7 protein-coding genes are annotated in these 11,015 nt (G+C 50.1%); all 7 read left to right on the top strand.

Annotated features, from left to right (window positions below):
• The first annotated feature begins 60 nt into the window (after window positions 1-60).
• The 7 genes from J2Z66_RS28265 (at window position 61) to J2Z66_RS28235 (ending at window position 10,802) form a co-directional block, all read left to right on the top strand.
• Window positions 61-984 (top strand): ABC transporter permease, encoded by a 924-nt coding sequence (locus J2Z66_RS28265; RefSeq protein WP_312894809.1) that lies wholly within the window; start codon window positions 61-63, stop codon window positions 982-984.
• 15 nt (window positions 985-999) lie between these two features.
• Window positions 1,000-1,902, top strand: coding sequence for a carbohydrate ABC transporter permease (locus tag J2Z66_RS28260; protein ID WP_209976095.1), 903 nt, complete (start codon window positions 1,000-1,002; stop codon window positions 1,900-1,902).
• A gap of 15 nt (window positions 1,903-1,917) precedes the next feature.
• A complete protein-coding gene (locus J2Z66_RS28255) occupies window positions 1,918-3,564 on the top strand; it encodes an extracellular solute-binding protein (protein WP_209976094.1) in 1,647 nt (548 codons plus the stop codon).
• 48 nt (window positions 3,565-3,612) lie between these two features.
• Entirely contained in the window at window positions 3,613-3,798 is a 186-nt protein-coding gene (locus J2Z66_RS28250; protein WP_209976093.1) for a hypothetical protein, read from the top strand.
• A gap of 14 nt (window positions 3,799-3,812) precedes the next feature.
• Window positions 3,813-5,639, top strand: a complete 1,827-nt coding sequence (locus J2Z66_RS28245; RefSeq protein ID WP_209976092.1) for a glycosyl hydrolase family 28-related protein — start codon at window positions 3,813-3,815, stop codon at window positions 5,637-5,639.
• Window positions 5,640-6,377: 738 nt separating this feature from the next.
• Window positions 6,378-7,745, top strand: coding sequence for an ATP-binding protein (locus J2Z66_RS28240; RefSeq protein ID WP_209976091.1), 1,368 nt, complete (start codon window positions 6,378-6,380; stop codon window positions 7,743-7,745).
• Between the two features lie 30 nt (window positions 7,746-7,775).
• The gene (locus tag J2Z66_RS28235; RefSeq protein ID WP_209976090.1) at window positions 7,776-10,802 is read left to right on the top strand and encodes a LuxR C-terminal-related transcriptional regulator; all 3,027 of its coding nucleotides are present in this window, start codon (window positions 7,776-7,778) and stop codon (window positions 10,800-10,802) included.
• Window positions 10,803-11,015: the final 213 nt, after the last annotated feature.

Here is an 11,015-nt window from a genome sequence, read left to right as displayed (position 1 = left end):
CGAACCTGTGCGAACCGGCAAGCCGCTCCGGCTCAAGTGGAGGACAGAAGGAGGGGTTGTGTGGAAAAGCGCTCCAATTGGCATTACATGCGAAAAGACAAGTTTCTATTGCTCATGATGGTGCCCATGGTTGTGTTGTTGTTTGTGTTCAGCTATATGCCGATTTATGGAATATTAATCGCGTTTCAAGATTACAAGATCGGCATGCCGTTTCTTAGCTTTGACGGAACTACAAAGTGGGTCGGATTCAAGCATTTTATCCGTTTCTTCGACTCCGTGTTTTTTGACCGCGTCATGCGGAATACACTGTTGATCAGTCTGTATACGATCGTGTTCGGCTTCTGGATTCCCATCGTATTTGCGCTTCTGTTGAACGAAATTCGCCGTACCTTCTATAAGAAGGTCGTTCAGACACTTAGCTACTTGCCATACTTTATTTCAAGTGTCGTGATAGTAGGCATCGTGTTGTCGCTGCTTTCTCCCGTCGATGGTGTCATTAACAATATCATCGAATTTTTCGGAGGAGACCGAACGGCCTTCATGAATGATCCGCAGTATTTCAAGACGATTTACATCATAACAGGCATATGGCAAAGCTTCGGCTGGGGCTCGGTTCTTTATCTGGCGAATATCGCTGCGATCAACCAGGAGCTATACGAAGCGGCTAGAATGGACGGAGCGAACCGTTGGCGTCAAATGATGCATATTACGCTGCCCGGTATAATGCCTACCGTCACGATTATGTTGATCTTTGCAGTCGGAGGCTTACTTAATGCCGATGTTGAGAAGATTCTGCTCATGTACAGCCCAGCCGTATACGATTCGGCAGATGTGATTGGCACCTATACCGTTCGTGAAGGAGTGTTTAACGGAAATTACAGTTATGCTGCCGCAGTCGGCCTGTTTGTTTCCGTCATCAATTTTATTGCGCTTATTCTAGCCAACACCATTAGCAGAAAAGTGAGCGACTATGGACTATGGTAGAGAGGGGGAAGCAGCGTGCATGCCAGTGTAAGTCATCAGAGAGACTGGATCGGAAGAACGGCGGATATGTTCATCTATTTGGCAGTAGGAATAGCGGCGGTAATTACGGTTTGGCCTTTCGTCTATGTATTCAGCATGTCGATCAGCGCGCCTGAAGAGGTCGTCAGTCAGAGCGTCTGGTTATATCCGAAAGGATTATCCTTCGAAGCATATAAGCTGATTTTCCAGAACACGGAGTTATGGCGGGCCTATGGAAATACGATCCTCTATGTGACGGCGGGAACGCTGCTCACGACAATCGTATCGATCATTAGTGCTTATCCGCTATCGAGAAAACGGCTGTTTGGACGAAAATTTTTTGTTTTTTACTTGCTCGTACCCATGTTCTTCAGCGGAGGCATTGTCCCTTTTTTCGTATTGGTCAGCAAAATCGGTTTGTTTAACAATCCACTGGTCATGATCCTTCCCGGAGTTGTCTCCATCTGGAATATCATTCTGGTGCGCACCTTCTTCAAAACGCTGCCCGACCAGCTCGAAGAAGCGGCCATTATGGACGGGGCGGGAGATCTGCGCATATTGTTCCAGATTATGGTCCCATTATCGAAGCCCATTATTGCTGTGATCGTATTGTACACTTCGGTGGGCATTTGGAACTCATGGTTCAATGCATTGTTGTTTCTTCCTGACAAGTCCTGGCAGCCAATCCAGTTATTTATGGCCAAGGTGCTTGTGTATGCCAAAGCGGATTTGGCGGTAAATGCCATGCGTAATACGCAGGATGCGATGAATATGACAGCGCTCTCTTTTCAACTTAAATATGCGGCCATCATTTTTACAACACTGCCGATTATATGCTCGTACCCGTTCCTGCAAAAATATTTTGTCAAAGGGGCCTTAATAGGCTCACTAAAAGAATAGAGGAGAAATGTTAAGATGAGAAAAAAAGGCACAATCGCGCTGCTGCTTACCCTAATGGTATCCGTTTTTCTGGCAGCTTGCAGCAACAATGCATCCAATCATGCATCCCCCTCTCCATCAGCATCTTCTGCAAGTTCTGAAACCAATTCCCCGTCCGATCAGCCGTCATCGGAACCGTTGACGATCCGTATCCTGGCCCAGGAAAACTACAACGCTCAGTTGAGTTACGCCGATAGGCCCATCATCAAGGAGTTGGAGAAGCGGACCAATGTGAAGTTCGAATGGGAATTCGTGCCGCCGAACGATATTGCAAGCGTGGCCCAGACACGGCTGTCTGCCGGAGTCAACCTTCCGGACGTCATCGAGCTGAATATGGATTCGACCAAATTTTTTGAAACGGCTCAGTCTGGTGTATTTATTCCAATCACGAAATTGGTGGAGCAGCATGCGCCCAACATCAAGAGGACGATTGAAGAAGAGTATCCGATCGCCAAGAAATTATGGACGATGCCCGACAATGAGCTGTATTCCGTCACGTATGCTGCACAGAACGAAGGTGTGATGTTTGTTTCGGATATTATCCGTTACGATTGGCTTCAAAAAGTTGGCATAACCAAAATCCCGGAAACGACGGATGAGTTTTACGAAGCGCTTAAAGCGATGCGTGACAAGGATGCGAATGGAAACAGCAAGCAGGACGAATTTTTCAGCGGACAGGGCTGGCAGCTGTTCCTTACCTTTCCCGCCGCGTTTGGCCTAAATGCCCAGCACACCGGCAGTAACTGGGATGTCGACGACAACGGCAAGGTGTTCTCGACCTGGACTTCCGACAAGGCTAAAGCGATGTATCAATATTTGAACAAGCTGTACAGTGAAGGTCTGATCGATCCGGAGTATACGACGATGGCCTATGATGCCTCTCAGGCGCGGCTTAAATCTAATATTGTTTCGGCCACAAGCTTCTATGCGCAATCGGTCAAGAAAAACTACAATGATCTGGTTGGAGGAGGAGCGGAATACCGGGCGATCCAGCCGCTCAAGGGACCTGATGGAACAAGCCGCGCGATTGTGTTTAACGTACCGGGCGGGTATAACGGTTACAACTGGGTGATAACGAAGAGCGCCAAAAATCCGGAAGGCATTATCAAGCTATTCGATTATATCTTTTCCCCTGAAGGACGGATACTGCTGCAATACGGTATCGAGAACGTCCATTACAAGCTCGTCGATGGCAAGCCCGTCTCCATCATGGAAGAGTTTGTCGCCGCAAACAAAGATAAATACGATACTGTTCAGGCGGCAATGGATGGAGAAGGCTTGAATCCGATCGGTGCACTTCCTTACGTACGCAATGTAACCAAGGAAGAAGCCTTCCAAGCTGGTGAAACGGCGCAGGCTGACATCGAAACATACGAAAAATCTCTGGCTGTCATGAGGATGCCTTATTTCTCCGCAAATCCGACGCTGGAAGAGCAGCAAGTTGTAACCGAAATCGGCGGCGAGGTATGGACATATATCGCGGAGATGAGAGACAAATTCGTATTGGGTCAAGCCTCGTTCGACGAATGGGATAAATACGTTGCGAAAGCGAATGATCTTGGGATAACGAAGCTGCTGGAAATCGAGAAGAAGAAGTACGAGCGCTTCTTGTCGATGAAATAGATGCTGGAAAGACAGCTATGAAATGAGCCGCATGAAGCGGGAGAAGAAGTGAAAGAACCGAAAGAACCGAAAGAACCGAAAGAACCGAAAGGGGCGTCATCTACAGAAGTTGGCGCTCCTATTTTCTACATTAGAGGAGGTGATGACAAGCCTGAAGTTCAGAAATTCGGCAGCACAGACATGGTTCAATCGAGGGATTGGGGAGCAGTTGTGCTTGTGAAACTCACTTTATAGGAGGCTGTTGTATAATGGAGAAAAATGTTGAGAAGCAACCAGAAAACGAGCAATCGATCTATTCGATTCCCGATGCCCCGGGCATGAAGAAGCTTGTAAATCGCAGAACGATGCTGGCATCGCTTGGGATGGCAGGAGCGGCATTGGCCGCCGGGTCCTTACTGAACGTGCCCAAGGCACACGCTCTGTCACCGGTCAGTTCCGATGATGTGGAGTACCAGTTTTCACCTAGCGATCCTGTCCGATCCTTGACGGTGAAATTGCGTGAATATGCTAGTGTCATGGATTTCGGAGCGGCCGGAGATGGGGTGACCGACGATACCACGGCTATTCAAACTGCCGTGAATTCGGCCAAATACGTAACGGTGCCGCCTGGAACCTACAGAATCAGTTCGCAAATCGTTTTGTCGCAAAGCGGATTTTCGCTTGTTTCTCAGGAAGGAGCCAAATTTGTTGCTTCGGCGGCCATGAACTCGCTCATTTATTCGCAGGATAACTCGAACATTGTGATTGAAGGCGGCCAATTTGATGGAAATGGACTTTCTGTAAGCAACATTCATTTTCGAACCTATGCCGTTAGCCCGCTCAACCTTACTGTCCGGAATACAAAGCAAAGAGCAACCGCGTCAGATCCCAATCTTGCATTCGGGTGCATTTTGTTCGACAACGATGACGGGAAACGGTCACCGTACCGCCATCAAAACATTGTGATCGAAGGTAATCTCATTGAAGAGTGCGGTACACATGGCGCTCTGGCAGCTTATTGCGATGGCGTCACCTTTCATCGGAATGTCGTGGACGGCGCACAAAATCATGGCTTTGAGGCTGTCAATTGTACAGACGTGTTGGAGACGAGCAATCGTGTCAGCAACTGTGGCATATCTGCGCTAGGGGTTGGGGATGGAAGCCGCAATTATATCATAGCAGACAATGTGATTGCGAATTGTGGGGGGGACGGTTCGATTACATGTGAACACAACAGCGTCTTCGGTACTGTTTGCGACAACACGATCGTGGATGCACACGGGTCTTCCGGAATTAATGTTTCGTTCGGAACGCCGGGTTCTGCTCCGTTTGACAATCTGAACAATATTTCGGTTACAAACAATACGATCTCCGGAAAAAACGGATTTTCAATTGTGGGCATTCTGGTTTACTCCTCAGTAGGCGGCACAAGTAAAGGCAGAAATATGAATGTTGTTAATAATAAACTGGAACATGTAACTGTAGCCGTCGATTACAATTATTGCGACAGCAGTACGATTTCAGGAAATACGCTCCGCTCACCTGTAGGTTCCAACTCAAAGCTAATCAACATTGTCGCTTGCAGCGGTGTCCTGGTCTCCGGCAACCGGACGTATGACCTAGTTAATGATCATGCCATTACTGTTAATGACTATGCAACATTTGTAAGTGATTTTTGCAAAATTACGGACAACTATGTTCTATCTGCGGGAAGCAGTGCTTCCAAGGCCGTCGTCTATATTCAAGGGACCGGAATGCATGAAGTCAGCGGCAATATGACACAAGGCTCGGCCAATTACGTCAAAGCCCCTAATGCTGCGTTTGTGTTGGCGAGCAACAACTTTGGTCCGTTATCCGGAACACCGCTGGATGGTCCGAACATAACCGGCAGTGCGAACGCTAACTCCACCAACGATACATTAATACTGAATGGCAAAAGGCAGAGTTACGGCGCAGCAGCTCCAACAAGCGGAACATGGAGCCCTGGGGAAATTGTGTGGAGCACAGCTCCAACGGCCGGTGGTCACGCAGGCTGGATTTGCACGACTGCAGGCAGCCCCGGCACTTGGAAAACATTTGGAGCCGTAACTCCTTAATGGCATGAAACAACCATGACATGATTATGATTAAAATAAAGAGCCGGATGGCTGTCCGGTTCCACGCACATCATTTTGGATGGAAAACCTCCAAAGAATTAGAAATAATAACCCGTTCCTTTGGTCGTAGGCGGGTTATTTTTGTTTTCGCAAGTAAGTGAACATGTCAGGAAAAAAATGCCGAGTATAATCACTTGGTCAAGGTGGCTGGATTGAGTGGGGTTCCATTTATTCCGTTTGAGCTTGGTGTTCGTGTGATTCGTGCGATTGTAGCTAAAGAGAGGGAAGGCCTGTGGGCGGAAGAGCGGTAGCGTCCGCCTTTAAAGATTTGTTCTTACCTCCTCATCACTACCATTCAAGGGAACAAATCTTTAACAGCGGCTGGAGCCCACAGCCATTCCCTCCGCAACGCACCCAAGTCACGAACACGCACCTCAAAGGACGAAGCAAGGCGTTTTTCTTATGAAGAATTTGATTTTACGAACTCATACTCCAAAATAGGAAAAAAAGCTCATTAGACTTTCGGTTTGGTGAGTTATATCATATTTTTATAATTTGTTTTATGGCATAATTACGATAAGCAAGAAGCTTGCGAAAATAGATGCAGGCCAGGTATGAAGTAAAACATTCAGACCGCATAGACGTAGTGTTACTAACACTACATAGACTTTATCGGACAAGCAATATAGATCGATTGTAGCAATAAAAACATAGCGAAGAATAGGCAGGTACATGATCATGTCGCATCATACTAACAAGAGATTGGTAGAATATGTAACCGGGCCTACCCTTGCGCTTTCGGAATTTACTAGGCTTGCGATTTTGGTGGCAGAAATGGTGCACCGTGAGCATCAGCAAATAGCTATAATCGGGTATTTGAACCCCGCGAATATTGTCATTGCAGCCGGTGGCTTGTCGGCATGGCTCACAGAAAGTGTGCAATGGCACGAGGCGTATCGCGCGCCGGAACAATCGGGCAGAATGAATCGGATACCGGATGAACGCTGTGATCTTTATGCATTGGGCGTAATTTATTACGAGCTGCTGGCCGGTCAGCTGCCATTTCAGCCTGGACAGGATGAGGACTGGGAGACCGTGCATATCCAGCAGGCGCCTCTCCCGCTCGCTCAGCTTCGGGTGGACACGGAAGGCCCGCTGGAAGCGATGATGATGAAGCTGCTCTCCAAGTCGCCCGAGGATCGTTACCAGAGCGCATATGGCTTGCTGGACGACCTGCAGCAATGCGACAGCATGCTCACCGAAAGCGGCAGGATAGCTCCTTTTGAAGTTGGCAGCCTGGATCATCTTCGGCAATTTCGTGTTCCCGATACGTTATTCGGACGCAGTGAAGCTATGAAGCAGCTCGAAGACGGGATTCAGCAGGCGGCAAGCGGCGGGCTTGCTTTTCGCTGGGTAACCGGAGAGGAAGGCGTTGGCAAGACGGCGCTTGTGCACCAGTTGCGGCTAACTGCCGCCCGGTGGGGAGGACGCTTTGTGGAGGGGACTGCTGTTCAGGCGGAGCATGCCTCCCCTTATAGGCCGCTGCTTCAAGCGCTTGGCGAGTGGCTGGAGCAGCTGTGGAGCGAGCCCCCAAGACATATTGCGCTGCTGCGAGAGCGGCTGCAGGCGGAGTTCGGGGAAGAGGCGCAAATCATCGCCTCTTTGCTGCCGGGAGCTCAGCCGATGTTTGCCGGCCAAGCACCAGGCGAACGCACCGCGCCTTCTGTAGATAACGGGAAGGACACCGGTCCGCTATTGACGCGGCTCATTGGCTTCTTTGCCGCAAACAGTCCCCCGCTCGTCCTGTTCTTGGATCATATGGAACGTGCCAAGGCGAGCTTATGCTCGGTACTTGAAACGCTGGCGCAATCGCATGCCGCCGCTGGCTTGCTCGTCATTGGAGCCTGTCGCACATCGGGAGAGCAGGGTGCCGAGCTAGAGGATGTCCTAGAGGCAGCTTGGTTGAATGAGCGTTTGCGGACCTTTCCGTCCGAGCAGATAACGCTTCAGCCGCTCGGCTACGATGAGGTGAGGAATTATTTGGAATGCGGACTGCATGGCAGCTCACTGCGCATACGTCTGCTAACCCGGGCTGTTTTTAATTAGACTGGCGGCATACCGCGAGCAATCCGGCATTTGCTGGAGAGCTGGGTTCGGGAGAAGCATCTGCGCTTTGAAGATGAGCTGCGCAGATGGATATGGGATGCCGATATCGTACATTCGCAGGGACCGGAGGGCTCGGATGTACAGCTGATGGAGCAGAGCTTCGCCGCGCTCGCCGAGGAGGCGAAGGGGCTGTTGGCGACAGCTGCAGTGATCGGTCCTTCCTTTGGCTCGCAGCTGCTTGCGGAAGTATGCGGCTATGAGCCGAAGGAAACGCTACGGCTGCTGTATGCTGCCGAGGCGGAGGGCATTATCGGCCGTGAGGATGAGGGTGAAGAGGGGAGTACGGATCGAGAGAAGCAATACCTGTTCCTGCACCCCCACCTGCATCGGCTTGCGTATGCGCATGACGCAGGCCGCAATGCGCAGAGGCATTGGCGGGTAGGGAAGCAGCTGCTATCCGGGGTGATGGAAGGCGCGGATTCGACGCTGATGGCGGCCGTCGATCATTTAAACCGCGGTATCCAGGGGACGCCGCGGCAGGAGCTCGAGCAGCTTGCATCGTATAATCTGCAGGCTAGCAATAAGGCTGTACAGAATGGGCAGTATGCGAAAGGGAGGTATTACGCGGAGGCAGGGCTACGCTTTCTCGGGCAGGCAGGTACCGGTGCGGTAGAGAAGATTTCTTTTCATTTAAAGCTTGACCTGGCATGTTCGTTGTATGGCGGCGGAGAGCTGGAGCCGGCAAGGGAGCTGCTGCTGGGGCTGATGCAGCTCGGAGAACGGCTTAGCAAAACAGAGCGCTTGCTTCTCTGGCAGCATCTCATTCAATTCCATACGCTGGCAAATCATCAAATTGCGGTTCAATATGGAAACCAAGCTCTGCATGAGTATGGGTGGCAGCTCAAGGAAAATCCATCCTTGTTGTCGATAGCCAAGGAAGTGGCGCAGACCCAGCTTCTCTTGTATCGTAAGCGGCGCAACGTGCAGCGATCTGCTGTACAACAGGATGCCGAATATAGGACACATTGCAGCCTTATGCTGCAGCTTTCATTTCCTATGCTGCTTCATAATGCCGGGGCATTAATTGAATTATACGCCCGATTTATTCGGTATGGCCTAAATAAAGGGATGAATGATTTGCTGGCGGCCATCATTGTAATTTATGAGCTGCTGCTGCAGCGCGTCCTTCCGGGCTACGCGCAGGTTTCCTACTTTGCGGATTCGGATAACCTCATGAACATGCATGCATCCCAGCCCCAATCCAAGTACCATTTCGCCTTTCTGAGAGGGATGTTCAAGCAACTGGAGCATCCTGCAGAATCGGAAGCCTATCTGAGACAATCCCTGCACCGCGGCATGAAGCTTGGGGATAACGGCTTTGTCAATATGGCTATCATTACTTGCCTGATTACATATAATGGCGATCTGTATAAATTAGCTGAGCTATTGGATAGTATTGCGGTATACGTGAGGTATTACGCGATAGAAAAGACGATGGAAATCGTCGGCATTACGGGTAAGTTTGCAGCAGCGCTTCGAGATGCATCTCTCCAAGAGGCTTTTATTGCCATTCCCGGAACAGCAAGCGGAGAAGCGGAACAAAGCAAGGAAGATAACTACAGCTGCTGCTGCAGGCTGCAGGTAGCGTATTTGTCCGCTCGGTACGAAGAAGCGCTGTACTGGGCAAAGCTCGCCAGAACCAATGAGCTGGCTTCAGACTGGGCGAGTGTTCGAAGGCATCGTTTCTATGAAACGATGACAATTTCGGCTCTGTACCCGAAGGCCGGGACGGCAGAGCGTAAATGGATCCGTCAAGCATTGCGCAAGCAATTGAAACGTATGAAAAAATGGCGGGGCATTTTCGGCTCGCAATCAGCTGCGCATGGACTTATAGAGGCGGAATGGAAGCGAATTGCAGGTTCGCCAAGCGAAGTCATCGATGCGTATTGGGCTGCTGCCAAGCAGGCGAAGACAGAAAAAAATGGATTAATGGAAGGGATTATCTGTGAACGGTTGGCCCATTATTATGAGCATCAATTGATGAGCCGGGCCGGCGCAATGATCGCGATGATGGATGCATGTACAGCATATTCCTTATGGGGCGTGAATGCTAAGGTTACTCAGATTCGGACCGAGCATGCTGACCTGCTGCGTGCGATGCCCGAGCCTATTGAAGTACAGCCGTTACAGCTTAATTCCTCCCGCGAACGCAAAAGCTTGCTTCCGCCGCGGCGCAAACAAGCTGAAGCAACTGCAACTGCAGACGGCAAATTTGAGCGGATACTGGAGCAACTGCCGCGGTTCGGCATCAATCGCGACAATTGGCTGGAAAGCTTCCTGCAGGCGGCAATCCGCCAATCCGGCGCTGATTATGGGCTTGTTTTAAGCGTCAAAGAGGAGGGCTATGCCGTTGTGGCGGATCCATATCCTTCCCGCTCAGCAGAGCAGACACAAGCATATGCGCAAAGCGTGCTGCGACATACGTTACTGACCAACCAGCCGATTGTACTTTATGATGCACTGCAGAGCTACTTTGTCAAGGATGCTTATATTGAGGCACGATGCACGCGCTCGATTCTATGTATGCCGATTGTAGTGCCGGGAGAAAAGGCTCCGTTCTTGCTCTATCTGGAAAATCGTCATGTGCCAGGCGTGTTTACGAAGCGGGATATAAATGTGCTTGAGCTCATATTGGCACGCACGATCTATTTGAAAATGCTGGAGGATGAGGCTGCAACGCATAAGTGGTCAGTGACTGCGAATGCATCGGATACTAAGGCAGCTGCAGAAGCTATAGAAGCCGGTCGGCCGGCCCAAGTGCATCTGCGTGCTCAAGCCACAGCAGAAGTCCCGCCATTCATCGAGCCACTGACAAGTAGAGAAATCGAAGTGCTGGAGGCTATTGCACAAGGGTTGTCCAATAAAGATATCGGGGAACGCTTCGGCATCGCGGAAACGACCGTAAAGACACATACAACCCGAATTTTCGGCAAGCTTGGCGTAAAGCGGCGCGGGCAAGCGGTCGTCAGGGCTAAAGAATGGAACATTATTGAGTAGGGACAGGCCTTATAGGCGCTGTTCCTGTTTTTTTGCAGGGGTACGACTTTCGTAGGACTACAAACTTCTGGTACTTGCACTACTATGTTGATAGGGCGAATATCAGGAGTTTTTTGTTGCGATTTTTAGAGCAGGAGTATGGCGCAGATCAGGCTCCGGCCATGCTGGACATGATTCAAAGGCTGGGTCTTGTCGATACGGATAGAAGAATAG

The sequence above is a fragment of the Paenibacillus eucommiae genome (genome assembly GCF_017874215.1).
Taxonomy (GTDB): domain Bacteria; phylum Bacillota; class Bacilli; order Paenibacillales; family NBRC-103111; genus Paenibacillus_AI; species Paenibacillus_AI eucommiae.
This window is presented reverse-complemented; position numbering and strand designations above follow the sequence as displayed.

Bases quoted from the DNA above. Each gene is read 5' to 3' on its own strand.
- J2Z66_RS28255 (WP_209976094.1), top strand. From the start codon at position 1,918: ATGAGAAAAAAAGGCACAATCGCGCTGCTGCTTACCCTAATGGTATCC.
- J2Z66_RS28245 (WP_209976092.1), top strand. From the start codon at position 3,813: ATGGAGAAAAATGTTGAGAAGCAACCAGAAAACGAGCAATCGATCTAT.
- J2Z66_RS28240 (WP_209976091.1), top strand. From the start codon at position 6,378: ATGTCGCATCATACTAACAAGAGATTGGTAGAATATGTAACCGGGCCT.